This is a genomic window from Pseudomonas rosaeacicularis (assembly GCF_057128745.1).
Genome location: NZ_JBSKHT010000016.1, coordinates 93,344 through 112,320, shown reverse-complemented (window position 1 = coordinate 112,320; position 18,977 = coordinate 93,344). Strand labels below are relative to the sequence as shown.

At 58.2% G+C, this 18,977-nt stretch carries 14 protein-coding genes and 1 pseudogene; 7 read left to right on the top strand and 8 right to left on the bottom strand.

Annotated features, from left to right (window positions below; all coding sequences use genetic code 11):
- Positions 1-4: 4 nt before the first annotated feature.
- From ACWKWM_RS20915 to ACWKWM_RS20885, 7 genes and pseudogenes are all read left to right on the top strand, one after another.
- On the top strand, positions 5-1,447 hold the full coding sequence (locus ACWKWM_RS20915) for an aldehyde dehydrogenase family protein (RefSeq protein WP_483847960.1): 1,443 nt from the start codon (positions 5-7) through the stop codon (positions 1,445-1,447).
- An 11-nt stretch (positions 1,448-1,458) separates the two neighbouring features.
- A pseudogene (locus ACWKWM_RS20910) lies at positions 1,459-1,620 on the top strand (rubredoxin); the annotation flags it as partial.
- Positions 1,609-2,841 (top strand): FAD-dependent oxidoreductase, encoded by a 1,233-nt coding sequence (locus tag ACWKWM_RS20905; protein WP_483848044.1) that lies wholly within the window; start codon positions 1,609-1,611, stop codon positions 2,839-2,841. The pseudogene ACWKWM_RS20910 and the gene ACWKWM_RS20905, both read left to right, overlap by 12 nt.
- A gap of 9 nt (positions 2,842-2,850) precedes the next feature.
- Positions 2,851-4,179, top strand: coding sequence for an NAD(P)/FAD-dependent oxidoreductase (locus ACWKWM_RS20900; RefSeq protein ID WP_483847959.1), 1,329 nt, complete (start codon positions 2,851-2,853; stop codon positions 4,177-4,179).
- Positions 4,179-4,544, top strand: a complete 366-nt coding sequence (locus ACWKWM_RS20895; protein WP_483847958.1) for an ethanolamine utilization protein EutQ — start codon at positions 4,179-4,181, stop codon at positions 4,542-4,544. Before ACWKWM_RS20900 ends, ACWKWM_RS20895 begins: the two co-directional genes overlap by 1 nt.
- A 260-nt stretch (positions 4,545-4,804) precedes the next feature.
- Positions 4,805-5,140 carry a hypothetical protein gene (locus ACWKWM_RS20890; RefSeq protein WP_483847957.1) on the top strand — a complete coding sequence of 112 codons (336 nt, stop codon included), beginning with the start codon at positions 4,805-4,807 and terminating at the stop codon, positions 5,138-5,140.
- 171 nt (positions 5,141-5,311) lie between these two features.
- Positions 5,312-6,877: an EAL domain-containing protein gene (locus tag ACWKWM_RS20885; protein WP_483847956.1), complete on the top strand. Its 1,566-nt coding sequence runs from the start codon at positions 5,312-5,314 to the stop codon at positions 6,875-6,877.
- Between the two features lie 32 nt (positions 6,878-6,909).
- Here ACWKWM_RS20885 and ACWKWM_RS20880 read toward each other — a convergent pair whose 3' ends face one another.
- The 8 genes from ACWKWM_RS20880 to ydcS form a co-directional block, all read right to left on the bottom strand.
- Positions 6,910-9,369 (bottom strand): mechanosensitive ion channel family protein, encoded by a 2,460-nt coding sequence (locus tag ACWKWM_RS20880; RefSeq protein ID WP_483847955.1) that lies wholly within the window; start codon positions 9,367-9,369, stop codon positions 6,910-6,912.
- 376 nt (positions 9,370-9,745) lie between these two features.
- Positions 9,746-11,608 (bottom strand): NAD(P)-binding protein, encoded by a 1,863-nt coding sequence (locus tag ACWKWM_RS20875; protein WP_483847954.1) that lies wholly within the window; start codon positions 11,606-11,608, stop codon positions 9,746-9,748.
- Positions 11,609-11,669: 61 nt separating this feature from the next.
- Positions 11,670-13,154 (bottom strand): APC family permease, encoded by a 1,485-nt coding sequence (locus ACWKWM_RS20870; RefSeq protein ID WP_483847953.1) that lies wholly within the window; start codon positions 13,152-13,154, stop codon positions 11,670-11,672.
- 139 nt (positions 13,155-13,293) lie between these two features.
- Positions 13,294-14,718 (bottom strand): gamma-aminobutyraldehyde dehydrogenase, encoded by a 1,425-nt coding sequence (locus tag ACWKWM_RS20865; protein WP_483847952.1) that lies wholly within the window; start codon positions 14,716-14,718, stop codon positions 13,294-13,296.
- A 154-nt stretch (positions 14,719-14,872) separates the two neighbouring features.
- Positions 14,873-15,700 (bottom strand): ABC transporter permease, encoded by an 828-nt coding sequence (locus ACWKWM_RS20860; protein WP_483847951.1) that lies wholly within the window; start codon positions 15,698-15,700, stop codon positions 14,873-14,875.
- A complete protein-coding gene (locus ACWKWM_RS20855) occupies positions 15,690-16,637 on the bottom strand; it encodes an ABC transporter permease (RefSeq protein ID WP_483847950.1) in 948 nt (315 codons plus the stop codon). Before ACWKWM_RS20855 ends, ACWKWM_RS20860 begins: the two co-directional genes overlap by 11 nt.
- A gap of 1 nt (position 16,638) precedes the next feature.
- A complete protein-coding gene (locus tag ACWKWM_RS20850; RefSeq protein ID WP_483847949.1) occupies positions 16,639-17,676 on the bottom strand; it encodes an ABC transporter ATP-binding protein in 1,038 nt (345 codons plus the stop codon).
- A 114-nt stretch (positions 17,677-17,790) separates the two neighbouring features.
- Positions 17,791-18,942, bottom strand: a complete 1,152-nt coding sequence (ydcS, locus tag ACWKWM_RS20845) for a putative ABC transporter substrate-binding protein YdcS (protein WP_483847948.1) — start codon at positions 18,940-18,942, stop codon at positions 17,791-17,793.
- Between the last annotated feature and the right edge of the window lie 35 nt (positions 18,943-18,977).

Genomic DNA, 18,977 nt, shown 5'->3' with positions numbered 1-18,977 from the left:
GAACATGATGAATTCCAGGCACTGGCTCAATTACATCGATGGGCAATGGGTCGACAGTAAACAACGGTTGACGATTTTGGCTCCTGCAACCAACCATCCCGTGGCGACCATCGCTCAGGCGAGCGAAATAGATGCCGAACGCGCACTTCAAGCCGCTCGCCGCTGCGCTGACAGCGGTGAACTCACGAAGGCTCGCCCGGCACAGCGCGTTGCCTGGCTGCTCAGGATCGCAGAAGAGATCCGAGCGGGAGCAGCCGACGGCGCGCGGATTCTATGCGCAGAAAATGGCAAAACGATGCGCGATGCCAAGGGCGAGTTTGATGAGGCGGCTCGTTATTTCGAGTACTACGCCGGCATGGCCGACAAAATCGAAGGGACGTCCATTCCGTTAGGTAACGGCTACATGGACTTCACCGTTTACGACCCCGTGGGCGTGTCGTTGCAGATCGTGCCGTGGAACTTCCCGGTTTCGATCTCTGCGCGTTCGCTGGCACCGGCGCTGGCTGCGGGGAACGCGGTGGTGATCAAGTCTCCTGAGCTATCGCCATTGGGACTTTGCGTACTGGTGGAGGCCATTGAGCGCGCGGGCCTGCCTTTGGGTGCCGTGAACTTATTGTGCGGACGCGGCCGGGAGGTGGGTGCGTACATGGCTGCCAGTGCCAAAATTGACCAGATCGTTTTCACAGGCTCCGTTCCGACCGGGCAAAGCATTCTGCGGTCAGCTGCCGAACATGCGATTCCGTGTGTCATGGAGCTGGGTGGAAAGTCCGCTGCGCTGGTTTTCCCCGATGCCGATCGCGAGCAGATTTTGAGCAGTGTTCGCGATGGCATTTTCTTCAACGCGGGGCAGGTGTGTTCGGCCATGTCGCGAATACTTATCCATCGTTCAGTCTACGACGAGGTAGTGGATTCTATCGTGGCGATGGTGGAACGATTGAGTATCGATGCAGGGGAGGAGAACCCTGACATCACTCCAGTAATCTCTGCCGCCCAACTGAATGGCATCGAAGTACTTTGCCGCGCCGCTCAAGAAGAAGGCGCAGTGGTTGCCACCGGCGCAGAGCGTGTTTCGGGACGTCTTGGCAACTTCATGCATCCGACGGTGTTCCGAGACGTAAAACCAGAGATGAGCATCGCCCAGGTTGAAGTATTTGGACCGGTTCTGGCGGCCATCGCCTTTGACACCGAAGAAGAGGCCATCGCCATCGCCAACGGCACCGACTTTGGCCTGGTCGCTGGCGTGTTCACTCAGGACCTTAATCGCGCTCTTCGCTGCGCCCGTCGTCTGCGCGCGGGTCAGGTGTTTGTCAACGAGTGGTATGCGGGCGGGATCGAGACACCGTTTGGGGGCGTAGGTCTTTCCGGATATGGCCGGGAAAAGGGGCAGGAGGCGCTTTACAGCTACGTGCGCACTAAAAACCTCGCGATCCGTATCGAGGGGGAATAATGGAAGGCGCATTGAAGAAGTGGCTGTGCATAGTCTGTGGGTGGATATACGACGAAGCGCTTGGCTGGCCTGAGGACGGAATCGCTCCCGGCACCCGTTGGGAGGACATCCCGGACGACTGGCTGTGCCCCGAATGCAAGGTGGGGAAAGTCGACTTCGAGATGATCGAAATCAGCGGCCCGGTGATCAGTGAGGCTCCGATTGTGAAGCCCGCTCAGTCGCCAGTATCAAGCGCACCAAAGCAGCCTGTCGTAATAATTGGCAGCGGATACGCAGGTTACGGCCTGGCACAGGCCCTGCGCAAAGCCGATCCGGCACTTGAGATTAAAGTAATCACCCAGGAGGACGGGCATAACTACTCCAAACCGGCGCTGTCGATCGCTCTGGCGCAGGGTAGGGAACCCGCGTCACTTGCCAGCGAGAGCCCGTTAGCCATCGAGGACAGACTGGGCATTCGTATTTACGCCCATTGTCGTGTCGAGCGTATCGATACATCTTCCCGACGTCTGTTTACCAATCTGGGTGAAATGCCCTACGACCAGTTGGTGTTGGCCACCGGTGCATCGCCGCTCAGACTGCCAGTGGAAGGCGCTGGCGATGCGCTGGTCAGTGTTAACAGCCTGAGTGACTACCACACCTTCCGCAGCCGTCTTTCGGACGTCAGGCGTGTGGCCATTTTGGGCGATGGTTTGATCGGCTGCGAGTTCGCCAATGACCTCGCAGCCAGCGGTTATGAAGTACAGATCATTGGTCTTGGTACCTGGCCCATGGAGCGTCTGCTGCCTGAGCCAGTGGGCGTGCAGCTACAGCAAGCTCTGTCGAACCTGGGGGTGCAATGGCATCTGGGTACAACCTTGCAGAGCGTTGTTCCTGAGCATTCCGGTTACACCCTGAACTTGGCGAATGGAGAACATATCGAGGCGGATATCATCCTTTCTGCCATTGGCTTGCGTCCGAACGTTGAGACTGCTCGGGCAGCGGGGATCGAGTGCGACCGAGGAATTCTTACCGACGCCTTCCTGCAAACATCCCAAAGCGGGATCTACGCCCTCGGGGACTGTATCGAAATTCAAGGTCAGTTATTGCCTTATCTTGCACCAATCAATCAAGGGATTCAGGCACTTGTGAAAACACTTACAGGCCAGGCCACTGCCGTGAGTTACCCCTTGATGCCAGTGATGATCAAAACACCCGCTGCGCCCTTGAGTGTGTTGATCCCACCAGTGGGTATCGCAGGGCAGTGGCGTTGCGAGGCGACGGAGGATGGACTTAACGCCGCGTTCCTTGACGGGCGTGGCGCTGTTCGAGGATTTGTCCTCCTTGGACGTCAGGCACAAACCCACCGATCAGCCTGGCTGGAACGTTGCCAGGCTGCCCAACAAAGCGTGGCTTGAGGACCATTTATGAACAGTATTGTCAAACTGCCCCATGACGACAATGGTTGCGGTTGGTACGCGGCTCTTCCCCAACTACCTGAATGCAAGCGCCTACATGGCCAGCAAACCGCCGATCATGTGGTGATCGGCGCCGGATTCGCCGGACTCAGCGCGGCCCGTCGCCTGGCAGAGCTCTTGCCAAACGCGCGGATCTTATTAGTCGATGCTCAGCGTATTGGCTATGGCGCCTCGGGGCGAAACTCAGGGTTCGTGATCGATCTGCCGCACAAATTCGCACTGGAGCATCCCGATCCCCAGCACAAGCAACGCCTGCTGGGCCTTAATCGATCGGCGATCGCTCAACTGGGGTCGCTGATCAATCTGCACGGCATCCAGTGTCAATGGTCGCACGCGGGAAAATACCAAGGTGCCGTAGGCTCGCGTGGCCTGGCGTACCTGGATCATTTTCAGGGGCTGCTGGATAATCTTGGCGAAAAATACAGGATCGTGGAGCGCGACGAACTGTGTTCGGTACTGGGCACAGAGCACTACAGTCGCGCGATCTTTACCCCTGGTTGCTACCTGATGCAGCCGGCGGCTCTGGTGCGTGGACTGGGTGCTTCGCTTCCGGAAAATGTCCAGATCCTGGAGGAATCTCCGATTCGAGGTCTGGAGCGTGATTCTTCTGGTGTCTGGGTTCTTAAGGGGGATCACGGCACGATTCGCACGCCAAACGTGCTGTTAGGTGCGAGCATTTTTACCCAGGAGTTCGGTTATCTAAAAAATCGACTGCTGCCTGTCATGACGTTTGCCAGCTGGACCCGACCGCTGACGGAGGATGAGATGGCGTCGGTCGGCATGCAAGCGGACTGGGGCCTAACGCCTGCCGATCATGCCGGGACAACCGTACGCATGACCCAGGATCGTCGGCTGATCATCCGCAACACCTACAAACATGTACCTCGGTATGGTCGTAGCGTCGGTGGTGGCACTCGGGACCGGATTCAAGAGGATCATCGCAAAGCGTTTGCTACCCGCTACCCCACACTCAAAGATGTGCCGTTTACTCATACGTGGGGAGGTACTTACGCCATCTCCCGAAACTTCACCAACTTCTTCGGGAGGGTGAACGAAGGCGTGTATGCCACAGCGTGTGACAACGGTGTCGGTGCGGCATGGGGGACGGTATCTGGCCGCCTGTTGGCGGACATGGCTGTGGGCTTTGATTCACAGCAACTTCGCGACATCAAAGCCGTTACGGGCATGCCTTCACTTAATCCTCCTGAGCCTTTTCTGGGGCTGGGCGTACGCACCCGCATACGCTGGGCCGCCTGGAACAGCAGGAAAGAGTTGTGATGAGTATGCATTGCACCGGCAACGGCCCTGTCCGCTTGGTAGACCACCGTGACCTGACGTTCAATCACCGGGGAGGGCCGCCGGGCGCGGCCAGCGTCGCTCGCGCACTGACTGACGAAGTTTCGCCGCATCTTGGCGTGGGCTTTGCCCGCTGGGCGGGCGCACTGGTCGCTTGGACCCTGCTCTACGACGAGGTGATATTCGTGATCGAAGGCTGTTTCGAGCTCTCGGCAAACGGAATGGTCTACAGGGTTGGCTCTGGTCAGGTGCTTTGGATTCCGGAAGGTACTGAGGTGCTTTACGGCGGTCACGCTTTGTTCGGTTATGTGGTCTGCCCCGGCAACTGGAAAGCACTGAGGGAGTAGGTCCTATCGGGTTATTCCAGGATCAACGTTGTCGAGCTGTTCATCCCGAAAAAGTGACGCCAGGGTGGAAAAGATCACTGGCCTGAGTGTCTCGACTCTTTTTGGCCAGTGATCATCTATCGTATTCTGCGCAGTGCATCCTCTTCGGCGTTACCCATGGTCAACTTCATGTCACTTTCTAAGGGCGGCATATGAACAGAGCGATGATTTACGGTTTTGCACTCACTCTCGGTTCTTCAATGTGTTGGGCTGCCGATAAGGTGACCACTGTACCCGTCAGCTTTGCCAACGGGACGAACAGCACGCAGGTCAACGGAACATTTAAGGGCTATGACACCGTCCAATACACGCTGTCTGCAAAGTCTGGTCAGCGTATGGCAGTGCGGATCACTGGCAGTCGCAACGCCAACTTCAACGTGATTGCGCCCGGCGACAAGCCGGGCCAGTCCGCAGCATTGGGCAGCGGCAGTGTTGGCTCGGATTGGACCGGCGCGTTACCCACGTCGGGCAAGTACACGGTGCAGGTGTTTCAGATGCGTGCATCAGCCAGGCGTGGCGAGGCAGTGCCTTACACGATCAGTTTCAGCATCGACTGATCAACCGCACTGGATGCCCATTCGCAGCGCACGTTGCCTTGGCAACTCGGGAAGTCTATGCGCTGACAACGTTGCATGGCCAAAGAGCGAGCCAGCCCCTTTCTGTCGCGATAAGCTATCGTTTGCGAAATTAAGCAGTCAGTCCTTTTCTCTATAACCAAGGCGGGGCCGATGCGGTCGTCTGTGATCTGGCAGGGCGTAATTGCAAGTACTCTCGTCACGTGTCTGGCAGTGGGCGCAATGGGCGGCGTTGGATGGCTGCTAACGCTAAACAGCACCGAACGTCAGCTTGAAGAGATTGCGGTTTTACTGTCTCAGCGTGCTCAGTCGACACTGCTACAGGCGTCCGACGCGCTGAAGTCTGTTGCCTCCAGCGAGCTGCGTCCCTGTAGCCCGGAAAGCATCGATCAGATGCGTCTTGTTGCGGTAAACACGCTGTCAGTGAAATCAGTGGGCTATATCCATGAGGACATTTTCGTATGTGGCTCGTGGGGAATGATCGGCAGGAAAATCGATGCACGTCCCGCAGACTTTACAACTGACGACGGAATAAAGATCTCGATGGGCGTGCCGCCTTTGCTTGAGTCAGCCAAGCCAATGATGGCTCTGGAATATGCGGCATTCAACGTTCTTGTAGATTCAGAGCAACTGCTGGATGTGCTGTTCGATCATCGTGTCAGGCTGGCGATAGCCACGAGTAACGGCGATCTCGTACGTGCAAGTGATCACGGCACTGAAAGCATAGTGACCCTGGCGCATTCGGGCCCGACAAAAGGACTTAAGGACGGCTACCTGTATACGTCCGTCCGCCAAGGCTCCTGGATAGCCGTTGCGGCGATACCGCGCGCCGAGCTGTTACATATTCTTCTGCGTCATGCGCTTTATATGATTCCACTCGGTCTGTTACTCGCAGCAGTGCCGGTATTCGGTATCGTCCGACTGTCGAAGCGCCGTCTTTCGCCACTGGCAGAACTTGAGCTCGCAGTGAAAAATCGTGAGTTCGTCGTACATTACCAGCCAATTATTGAACTAGGGCATGAGCGCTGCGTGGGTGCCGAGGCGCTGATACGGTGGATCAAGCCAGGCTATGGATCAGTCCCTCCGGATGCGTTCATTCCGTTGGCAGAACAGAGCGGATTGATACTGGCCATTACCGATCAGGTCATTAGTCAAGTGATACACGATCTCGGCAATCTGCTGGTGAATGATCGTTCAATGCATGTCGCGATCAACTTGTCTGCAGCTGACGTTAGCAGTGGCCGTTTCATTTCCGTGCTACACGGGATGAGAGAGCGGGCAGGGGTACTGCCATCACAGATCTGGTTGGAGGCAACCGAAACCGGGTTTATGGACTTGGGAGCTGCAAAAGAGACGATCAGAAAAGCTCGTGCGTTGGGCTACGTGATGGCACTGGATGATTTCGGGACTGGATATTCAAACCTGCAGTATCTACAGCAGTTATCCCTGGATATTCTGAAAATCGACAAGTCTTTTGTCGATGGTATTTCTCAGCCTCAAAAGGGAGCGGTCCTTATCGACCATTTGATCAATATGGCTGACTCGTTGGGATTGGCTGTTGTGGCAGAAGGCGTCGAGACAGTAGAGCAGTTGGCCTATCTGCGTTCCCGCAACGTTCGTTATGCGCAAGGTTGGCTCTTCGCCAAAGCGATGAACGCAGAAGCGTTCATCTGTTATGTGGGCTCAGAAGAACATTATGTCGCGAAATCAGGTTTGTGAGCAGATGCTGGCTGTCGTGCTTCGTCACCCTGTCAAGATGACGCGGAAAGCGTTTGCTCATCCAGCACAGTGTGTAAATTCACATCCACCTGCTTATAGGGAACTGAAACTCCGGCCTGTTGGAGAGCGGCCAATACACGTGTAAGTATTTCGCCGCGTAGCCTGACCCAACTACTGATGTCGTGTGTCCAGGCACTTATCGTGAAGTTAAGGGCGTTGTCCCCGTAACCGGTCAGTACGACTACGGGAGCTGGTTGCTCAGCCACTCCCGGTGTATCACGCAAGACTGCAGTTAACGCTGATAGCACCGTGGAAGGATCAGAGCCGTATGCGACACCTATGGGTATCTCGATGCGCCGACTCTTGTCGAACATAGTCCAGTTGGTAAGGTTGCCATTGAGCAGCAGGCCGTTCGGTACAACCACGTCGGCGCCATCTGATGTGCGGATAGTGGTCGCGCGAAGGCCGATCTCACGTACCGTGCCTGAGGTCCCAGCCGCATCAACCAGATCTCCGGGCTGGATTGGCCGCTCGAACATAAGCACCAAGCCGGAGACGAAGTTGTTCACGACGTTCTGGAGCCCGAACCCGATACCCACACCTAGCGCACCGAATATCAGCGTCAGTTGACTGACCCTGAACCCTGCCGCAGACAGCGCCACCAACAAGCCTAGCAGCAGAACGCCGTAATAACTGAGTGACGCGATGCTATTTCCTACTCCTCGCGGCAATCCAGCGTGGTTTGGCAGTTCTGCACGAAGCAATCGTCTCACGGTGCGAGCCGCCCAGAAGGCAAGCCAGGCCGACAGCAGGAATACCAGCAGATGGCCGATGTTCAGGGAAACCTCACCCACATCGATACCAAATTCCATGACCGTGCTACCGACGCTATAGAGCGGCCGCAGCACGCGAAATCGATCCATGCTGTAAAGAAGCCAACCGATTGCGGCGCCAAGCATCAGCAGGCGAGTGAATCCAGATTGCAACGACGTTTCCTGATGTCGAACGAAGTGGCGATTGGCGAGTTCCGGTTGCCCTATCAACGCCTGAAACAGTCCCACGCATGCCGCGATGCCTGCATAGAGCAACAGGGCGATGTAACCACTATCGATCACGCCACTGGTCAAGGTTTCGGCCAACGAGGTATTGCCGACGACGTTGGCGCCAAGCGCTACGGTCAGCAAGGCCGCCGCTAGCCAGCCGATGGGGCGCATCACTCGCTGCAACCGACTGTCTGGACTCTGCATCGCAGGCATTGCGCGGCAAAGCAGCCAGAGGGTAACCACCAGTACAAGGCTGTTGACCGCGAGCAGGTAAACCCGGTAAATCCCGCCATTATCTGCGGCCAAGATGCCCAGCCGATCCAGCCCATACATGGAAATTGCTATATACGGCCATACGCCGAGCGCACGCAAGGCGCCACTGGGCAGCAACCGTAGTACAGGAATCAAGGCCACCAGCAGCGCAACTTCTTGTGCCAATAGCGGAGCATCGGGTTCCAGTACAAGTACAGCAAGCATGCACAGCAGCAGCCAGGTTGAAAAAGGTCGACGCAATGCGCGTGTCAGCTTTTCCGGGTTGTCCTGGAGACGCCGGGTACGTCGGCTGCGGACAACCAACCACAGAATCAGAGGCAGCAGCAGTACTTGCACCAGCGTAAGCGCTAACTGATTGCGGGTGCCAGCCGAGTGGTAGTCGCGAGCGAATTGCGCCTCTATCTCTAAACCTCGCCACATGGCGTCCCAGGTCGAGGCTTGATCCATGCTCGAACCCAGGCCCTGCCAAAGAGGCGCAACATCGATACTTAACAGCCGGCGATCCAGATCATCGAGCGCGACAGAAACCTCATTGCTACCAGCTTCGACGATGGCTTTAAGCTCGCTTGCTTGCTGCATGAGCGCAAACTGGCGCGAAAGCTCAACGCCTAGACTGGCCTCGGTAGAATCAAGCTGCGTCAGCATGCTGGTGATGCGAGCGGAGAGAACCGGGGGAAGCCCATCCAGCAGCCCTGCCGCTTGGGTCGACGCCCAGACAGCACGGCGCTGAGCCAACTGCAACGCGGCGCCGGAATAGGGGCCAAAGGCTCGACGCGCTTGCATATCCCAGCGCTCCAGGCGCCGAGCATCGAACTCCCAATGTCGAGCCAGGCTCTCAATCCGCATGACAGGCAACTCACCAAACACGACGCTATGAGCCGTATTTTGTTTGGCATGAGCAGGACGAGCGATATCGTCGAGTAAGCCATTCAGATGAGTCACCGGGTCTGGCGAGGCAAGCAGCCGCTTGGCCATATCCACGCGCTGCTGATCTTCGTCGGCGCGATCAAGAATATCTGTCAGTGCAATCGGCAAGGCACTCGTCGTAGGCACGTTCGATGTTGTCGAAATGTCTGGGAACGTATCACTATGGGCAAAAGCTACGAAGCACAGCAATGCTGCACATATCAGGCGCCGATGAGCGTAAGACAAAGCAGAGTTTTGCAATATGCGCATTGACTAGGGTGTCCGTCCGTAAACATTTCAATCGGCTGTGTAGACTTTGAGAGTACCGATATTCTGATGCACGCTACAAACCTAGCTCACGACTTTCTCGCCTGCTTTCAAATCTTGGTAAGGCCTTCGATCAATGTTCCAGAAAATCGCCAGATCTCGAAGCCCATCAAGAAAAAGCTGCTAAGTACAATGCGAAGCAAGGACACTGCCATGGCCGCTCTCACCTAAACGAGGAGGAGCGGCATTTATAAGTTGAGTGGTCGATTGCAATTGTTTTAGAAGTCGAACAGCAACTGACCACTATTCTTGGCATCGCCCACACTGGCCGCTACGATCCAGACTGTATGAAGGAACGGCCGGGTTTCTTAATCACTCACTACCCCACTTCCTTAACTGCCCTATGCGCCTCATCAATCGCCGCATGTGCATAAGCGCTCCACGCTGCATCCGAGTTGGCGATGCTGACTCTTCCTACGGGCTTGCGCGCCAGGTTCATCAGTTTTTCGCTCTCATCGGCGTCGTCGAACAAGCTGTTGGAGAAGTAGGCGTAGCCGTGTGACCAGCGGTTGACGGTGATGGCGAGGATATCTGTCTGGTGATTGAAGCCGCCCGGGCCCAGCATCCGTTGCAACTGGTCGCGCAGTTGCGCTTCCAGCATTTCGAATGTTTGTCCGTAAAGGCGGGCACGCCCGGCTCGGGCCTGGTCGCGGGCGTTCATGCCGCTGTCGGGGCTGGTGGGCACGTAGACCATGTGCAGGCCGATCGGTTGTTTCGGATCGCGAGGGTGATCATAGCCACCCATGCTCACCGGATAGTCGAGTTTGATGCGGCTGTAGGGCTGCGTCGCCGCGTAGATCTCGTGTACGCCCAGTTTCTGGAACGACTCCCAGTTGCGGATCACGACCTTGGTATAGACCAGCGGGAATTTCACGTTCTGGCTCAGCGCGTGCGCCTGATCGGCGGGCAAGTCGCGCAACAGGTAGGGAATCATCATGTTGTAGCAGGCCATGATGCAGTGCTTGCCACTTACCTGCGTGAGCTGGCCGCCTCGGCTGTAACCGACGTTCACGCCCGTGCCAACGTTGCGTACGCTGACGGCAGTGGTGTTGAGGCGCAAGCGTACCGGTGCTTTGGGCTGGTCGAGTTTGCTGTAGTCAAACGACGCGAGGACGATGTCGTCCATGTTATGCCCGGGCGCCACGCTGGGGATCAGGCTGCGCACCAGCAAGCGGGCAAGCGACGCATTGCCATCCGGGAAGTGGTAGATGTAGGGCTCTTCCATTTCCGCCTGGGCTTCTTCGCTGATCGGTTCAAGTTTCATCGCGCTGAAACCGGGAAAGCCCACGCTGTAGGCATCGGACGAAGCCACAGCGTCAATGCTCAGCGCCATGAAGTCGTTGGTGCGACTCTGGAAGTATTTGACTGCGCCGACTGACAGCCCGACATCCTTGAGCAGGAAGTCGCGATAGCTGGTGGCTTCCAGATACGCCATCTTTTCTTTGGTGGTCTTGCCCGCCAGGTAATCTTTGGGTGCGGTGTGCAGGGCAATCAGCGCTTTGCGGTCAGCTTCCGGCAATGGGAAGTCGTTGATGAAGTCGGCGATGGAGCGAGCGTGCAGTTGGTCCGGAGCGATATCGTCAGCGACCATCGGCGTGGGGTCGCCGCTGACCAGTTTGTCTTCGCCGAAGTTTTCCTTGTCGAAGAACACCGCCCGGGACAGGCCGAGATTGGGGTAGAACTGACGGTCGAAGGCGGTTTCGAAGCGCTTGATGTTGACCCCGAGCTTTTTCAGCAGGCCATTGACTTCCTTGCTGTACAAATGATTCGGCGACTGGAAGGCCTCGCTGCCCCCGTAGCCGATGATCGTCCTGCCACCGGCGGAGAATTCGTTGCGCTTGGCGTGACCGCCGAAATCGTCGTGGTTCTCGATGATCAGAATTCGCGCTTTCGGTTGCTTCTCACGGTAGAACCACGCGGCGGACAGGCCGCTCAGGCCACCGCCGATGACGACCAGGTCGTACTCTTCGCTGATCGGCAACTGATCGGTGTCGAAAGCCTTTTTCTGCCAGCCCATCTGGTGCGCGACTTCGAAGGAACCGACGTGGTTGCCGCGCATCCCGGTCAGGGCCGGTGGGTAGTAACGACCATCGGGTGCTGCCTGGAGGATCTGCAGCGGGGTCATACTGGCAGCGATGGTGATGGCGACGCCGTTGAGGAAGTCGCGGCGAGTGATATCCATAAGGGATCCTTGATTGTTGTTATAAGTGCCCGGGCACCGCAATCGGCCCGGGGCAGGCTCGTTACCGGCTGATTTTCCAGGCGTCGCCGGCAGGGGCGGTGCCATGGTCGTAAGGTTTGGCGATACACATGTAGAGCAATCCCAGACCGATGACGATGGCGGTGCTCAGGACCATGGCGTAGTTGATGTACCACGCCGCATCCGGGGTGCGCGGCCAGGCCATGTTGATGATGGCGCCGACACCGTAGGCCAGCGCGCCGATGTTCACCGGCAGGCCCCAGGCGCCGAGGGTGAACTTGCCGCTGGGTTTCCAGCCACGGGCTCGCGCATAAAGAGCGGCGAGCACAATCATCTGGAACGCCAGGTAAATACCAATGGCCGCGAAACTGACGATGGTGGCCACAGCGTCCTGCAGGAAAAATCCCAGCAGGATGATCAGCGCCGGCAGTACGCCGGAGACGAACAGCGCAGCAACGGGAACCTGAGTCCTGGGCGAAATTTTCTTGAGTAACGCGCTGCCAATGACCATCTCATCCCGGGCGTAGGAATAGAGCAGTCGGCTGGCTGCCGCTCGCAGGCTGATGACGCAGGAAATGAAGGAAATCATCACCACGCCCATCACCGCTTTGGAGCCCATGGGGCCGAAGGCATTGCTGAGTACGGTAGTGACCGGGTCTTTGTCGGTGCCGTTGATCACCGCCTGCATGTCCGGCACGGCGAGAATCAGCGCCAGGCAGGCGAACATCGCCGCGATGCCACCGATGTAGATGGTCATGCGCATGGCCACTGGAATCTGCTTGCTGGGGTTCGGGGTTTCTTCGGCCACATCGCCGCAGGCCTCGAAGCCGTAGTAGAGGAACATTCCGGCCAGCGACGCCGTGAGAAACGCCGGCAGATAGGAGCCGTTGACGCTGATGTCGAAGGTATTGAACAACACGCTGAGCGGTTGATGACGCTCGAACACCAGCAGGTATACCCCGACGATCACTGCACCCACCAGTTCGCAGAGGAAGCCGAACATGGCGATGCGCGCCAGCACCTTGGTGCCGCTGAGGTTGACCAGCGTGGCGAACAACGTCAGCACCAGTGCGATGATGATGTTGGTGTTGTTGCTTGGTTCGAAGCCCATCATCGCCGCCAGGTATGGCCCGGCACCGACTGCAACGGCGGCAATGGTCACGCACAGGGCGATGGAGTAGATCCAGCCGACCATCCACGCCCAGCGCTTGCCGACCAGACGGCGGGCCCAGGGATAGACCCCACCGGAAATCGGGAACTGCGATACCACTTCACCGAAGATCAGGCACACCAGCAGTTGTCCGCAACCCACCAGCAAATAGGCCCAGAACATCGGCGGCCCGCCGGCGGCCAGGCACAGGCCGAACAGGGTATAGACGCCGACCACCGGCGACAGGTAGGTAAAACCCAGGGCGAAGTTTTCCCACAGGCTCATGCTGCGATTGAAGTTTGAGGTGTAACCCAGCTTTCTGAGTTGTTCGGCGTCGCTGTCGGCAAGGGCTGAAAGTAGATCAGGTGGTGCACTCATGGTATGTCAGCTCCGGAAAATCGGCAGATTTCGGATGGCCGAACCCGTGGCGAGGCCGTGACGGCCCAGCCCGAATCGGTGGTTTTTTCTTATATGAACAGCGGTGAGCCCGTGTGGCCTTTACTTGCCTGCCAAGCGTTTAGTGCTTGAACATCACATGCCGCACGGTGGTGTAGTCCTCCAGTCCGTACATGGACATGTCCTTGCCGTAGCCGGACATTTTCTGACCGCCATGAGGCATTTCACTGACCAGCATGAAGTGCGTATTCACCCAGGTGCAGCCGTACTGCAGACGGGCAGAGAGGCGATGAGCGCGACCTACATCGGAGGTCCAGACCGAAGATGCCAGGCCGTAGTTTGAGTCGTTGGCCCAACCCAGCACCTGTGTTTCATCGGTGAATCGGGTTACTGACACCACAGGCCCGAACACCTCGTGGCGGACGATCTCGTCATCCTGTTGAGCATCGGCCAAAACGGTAGGCTCGAAGAAATAGCCATTCCCCGCGACTGCCTTGCCGCCGGTGATCAAGCGGATGTGAGGTTGCGCCACGGCGCGTTCGACGAGCCCTGCCACGCGGTCGCGATGCTGGGCGGTGATCAACGGACCCAGTTCGGTCGCCGGATCATCCTGCAAGCCGTACTTGAGGGTGCTGACCGCCGCACCGAGCTTCTCGACGAACCGGTCGTAGATGCCGTCCTGGGCGTAGATGCGGCAGGCGGCGGTGCAGTCCTGGCCTGCGTTGTAGAAACCGAAAGTGCGAATCCCATCCACGGCGGCGTCGATATCGGCGTCGTCGAAAATGATCACCGGGGCTTTGCCACCCAGTTCCATGTGCATGCGTTTGACGCTGTCGGCGGTGCTGGAAATGATGTTCGAGCCAGTGGCGATCGAGCCAGTCAGCGAAACCATGCGCACCTTCGGGTGCGTGACCAACGGACTGCCAACCGTAGGCCCCCGGCCAAATACAAGGTTAAGCACGCCGGCGGGGAAAATGTCCGACGCCAGTTCCGCCAGACGCAGAGCGGTCAGCGGCGTTTGTTCTGACGGCTTGAGTACCACGGTATTACCGGCGGCCAGGGCAGGGGCGATTTTCCAGGCGACCATCATCAGCGGGTAGTTCCACGGCGCGATGGACGCAATTACACCCACCGGGTCGCGGCGAATCATCGAGGTGTGACCGGCCAGGTATTCGCCGCCCGCCGAACCGCTCATGCAGCGGCTGGCGCCGGCGAAGAAACGGAACACATCGGCTATCGCCGGGATTTCGTCATTCAGCGCGCAACTGTAAGGCTTGCCGCAGTTATCCGATTCCAGTCTGGCCAGCTCTTCGCCGTGGGTTTCGATGGCGTCGGCCAGTTTGAGCAGCAGCAGGGAGCGATCTTTCGGCGTGGTCTGCGACCAATGTTCGAAGGCATTGTCCGCGGCACGCACGGCCGCGTCGACCTGGGCTTCGCTGGCTTCGTTGATTTCCACCAGCACGCGACCCAGTGCGGGGTTGAACACCGGCTGGGCGGCACCTTCGCCGTCGACCAGCCGGCCGTTGATCAGGAGTTTGGTTTGCATAAGTGAGTCCTTTTGATCGATTTTATGACTGTAGGAGGGCGCTTGCCCGCGATTGCGATCGGTCTGGGGTATTGCGTTGACTGTCACAACGCTATCGCGAGCAAGCTCACTCCTACAGCCTTTGTATTTGTGTTCGTCCGGGCGGGCGAGGGGGTTATTTACCGCCACTGCCCGCCACGCTTTCGCCGCCCCGCGTCAGGTAGTAAGCCCCGAGGATCGGCAGCATGGTCACCATCATCACCAGCATCGCGACGACGTTGGTCACCGGCACGTCCCGTGGGCGGCTGAGCTGGTTGAGCAGCCACAGGGGCAGGGTGCGTTCGTGGCCTGCGGTGAAGGTGGTGACGATGATTTCGTCAAACGACAGGGCAAATGCCAACATGCCGCCAGCGAGCAATGCCGAGCCGAGACTCGGCAGGACGATGTAGCGGAACGTCTGCCAGCCATCGGCGCCCAGGTCCATGGAGGCTTCGATCAGGCTGTGGGAGGTGCGACGCAGGCGGGCGATGACGTTGTTGTAGACGATCACCACACAGAACGTCGCGTGACCGACGATGATGGTGAACATCCCGGGCTCGATCCCCAACGACTTGAACGTCGCCAGCAGGGCGATACCAGTGATGATCCCGGGCAACGCGATGGGCAGGATCAGCATCAGTGAGATGCCTTGCTTGCCGAAGAAGTCGCGCCGATACAACGCTGCCGACGCCAGAGTGCCAAGAACCATGGCAATCAGCGTGGCGATGGCGGCAATCTGCGCCGAGAGCTTGATCGCTTGCAGCACGTCGGGCCGTGAGAAGGCCACGCTGAACCAGTGCAGCGTGAAGCCCTTGGGTGGGAAGCTGAACGCCGCTTCTTCGGTATTGAACGCATACAGAAAGATGATCAGGATCGGGAAGTGCAGGAACACCAACCCGCCCCAAGCCGCCACTTTCAACCCCAGGGAAGCCTGATCGTGATGTTTTTCTGACTTAGAGCGCATCGAAAGCCCCCAAACGTTTGACGATGGACAGGTAAACGGCGATCAGCACAATCGGCACCAGGGTAAAAGCCGCTGCCATCGGCATGTTGCCGATCGCACCTTGTTGCGCGTAAACCATGCTGCCCACGAAGTAACCCGGTGGGCCCACCAGTTGCGGCACGATGAAGTCGCCCAGGGTCAGGGAAAAGGTGAAGATCGAACCGGCGGCGATGCCCGGCACCGACAACGGCAGAATCACTTGCGTGAAGGTCTGGCGCGGTTTGGCCCCAAGGTCTGCAGAGGCTTGCAGCAGCGATGGCGGCAAGCGTTCCAGCGACGCCTGGATCGGCAGAATCATGAACGGCAGCCAGATGTAGACGAACACCATGAAGCGCCCCAGGTGCGAGGTCGACAACGTGCTGCCGCCCACGCCAGGAATACCCAGAACAAACTGCAATACCGGCTCCAGCCCCAGGTGCTGAACGAACCACTGCGCCACGCCGCCCTTGGCCAGCAGCAAGGTCCAGGCGTAGGCCTTGACGATGTAGCTGGCCCACATTGGCATCATCACTGCGATATAGAAAAAGGCTTTGGTCTTGCCGGTGGTATAACGCGCCATGTAGTAGGCAATTGGAAACGCCACCACCGCGCTGGCGATCGAGACGACGATGGCCATGCTCAGGGTGCGCACAATGATGTCGAAGTTGGAGGGCTGAAACAGCGCCGCGAAGTTCGCCAGTGTCAGGTCTGGCGTAACCGCCATGGTGAAGTCATCGAAGGTGTAGAAGCCTTGCCATAAAAGCGTCAGCAACGATCCGAGGTAGATCGCACCGAACCACAGCAGCGGCGGCACCAGCAGCAACGACAGGTACACATTGGGCCGGCGATACAACAGGTTGGCGATACTGCGCAGTGGCGAGCCGCAGACAGGGGTTTGAGTGATAGCCACGGTGTTCATCTCACACCCCACCTGCGACGGTGTCATGCAGCGGGATCATGGCCTCGCGTGCCCAGCGTGCGCTGATGCGTTGCCCCGCCTGATGGCGGGCACTGACGTCCAGCCACTGGAGGTTGGCCTGGCTAATGTTCAGCGTCTGGCCATTTTCCAGTTTCAATTCATAGCGGGTGGCGCTGCCTTGGTACTGAATGTCGTGCAGCAGGCCGCTGACTTCGATCTCGTGGCTGGCCAGCGGGCCTTCGGCGAAGCGAACGTGTTCCGGACGAATCGAAAACGGCTGAGGATTGCCGTTCAACTGCCGCGCCAGATCGCCACGAATCACGTTGGAGGTACCGACGAATTCAGCGACGAAGGTGGTGGCCGGTTTCATGTACAGATTGCGCGGAGTGTCGACTTGCTCGATGCGGCCCTTATTGAACACGGCCACACGGTCTGACATTGACAGCGCTTCGGTCTGATCGTGGGTCACGAAGATGAAAGTGATGCCGAGCTGGCGTTGCAGCTTCTTCAACTCGCTCTGCATTTGCTCGCGCAGTTTCAGGTCGAGAGCGCCAAGTGGCTCGTCGAGCAGCAACACGCGAGGGCGATTGACCAAGGCACGGGCCAGGGCCACACGCTGGCGCTGACCGCCCGAGAGTTGTACCGGCTTGCGATCCCCATAATCACCGAGCGCAACCATGCTCAGCGCTTCTTCGGCGCGGCCCTGGCGTTCGGTCTTGCCGACGCCCTTGACCTTCAGCCCATAGGCAACGTTGTCGCGCACGTTCATGTGCGGGAACAGCGCGTAATCCTGGAACACCGTATTCACGTCGCGCTGATAGGGCGGTAGACCGGCGGCTTCCTCGCCATGAATGCGGATCGACCCGGCACTAGGTTGTTCAAAACCGGCGATTAGACGCAGGCAGGTGGTTTTGCCCGATCCGGACGGGCCGAGCATGGAAAAGAACTCGCCGTCATGAATATCGATGGACACGCGGTCAACGGCTTTCACCTCGCCGAAGTACCGGGAAACGTGGGTGAACTGGACTGCAAGTGTCATGGTGCGGTGCTCCAAAAGGCGAGAGTCGTCGCAGCGGCCCTGTCCGGGCTTCTGAAAAAATGAATCGATAATGAATGTGTATGAATGCGTTGTGGTAAGGCTGCCAGGTTGAAACTAGCGACCGCCCATGATCGCGATGTAATCCTGGGTCCAGCGGCTGTACGGCACAAACTTGCCGCCCTCGGCCTGTGGGGTTTTCCAGAACGCGATTTTGTCGAATTGATCGAATCCGTTGGTCTTGCAACCTTCAGGGCCGAGTAATTCGCTGGCTTTGCAGGCCGCCGGAACCGCTGGCAACGAGCCAAACCAGGCCGCTACGTCGCCCTGAACCTTGGGTTGCAGCGACCAATCCATCCATTTGTAGGCGCAGTTGGGATGCTTGGCGTCGGCGTGCAGCATGGTGGTGTCGGCCCAACCGGTTGCGCCTTCCTTGGGGATGGTCGAAGCGATCGGCTGTTTCTCGTTCGTCAGGCCGTTGACCTGATACGGCCAGGCGCTGGAAGCCACGACGCCTTCGTTTTTGAAATCGCTCATCTGCACGGTGGTGTCGTGCCAGTAGCGGTGGATCAGAGGTTGCTGCTGGCGCAGCAGTTCGAGCACGGCCTTGTACTGGTCTTCAGTCAGTTCAAAAGGGTTCTGGATGCCCAGTTCCGGTTTGCTGGACTTGAGGTACAGCGCCGCATCAGCGATGTAGATCGGGCCGTCATAGGCCTGCACGCGTCCCTTGTTGGGCTTGCCGTCCGGCAGGTTCTGCGCTTCGAACACTACATTCCAGCTGGCAGGCGCCTGCTTGAAAACCTCGGTGTTGTACATCAGTACGTTGGGTCCCCACTGATAGGGAGTGCCGTAAGCCTGGTTGTTGACCACGTACCACGGCGCATCCTTGAGGCGTGGGTCGATGCTCTTCCAGTTCGGGATCAGCGCCGTGTTGATCGGCTGTACACGCTTGCCGCCGATCAGGCGTAGGGAGGCATCGCCAGACGCCGTGACCAGATCGTAACCACCCTTGGCCATCAGGCTGACCATTTCATCGGACGTGGCGGCGGTCTTGACGTTGACCTTGCAGCCGGACTCTTTCTCGAAACCGCTGACCCAGTCGTAATTCTTGTCGCTCTCGCCACGTTCGATGTAGCCCGGCCAGGCAACGATATCCAGTTGGCCTTCGCCTGCCCCAATGGTTTTCAGCGGTTCGGCGGCCTGAAGGCTGGCACTGGTCAACAGTGCTGTGGTGATTGCACTGAGCAGCGCGGTCTTGTGCACGAACATCGGTTTTCCCTCTTCTTTATTATAGTTTGGGCAGT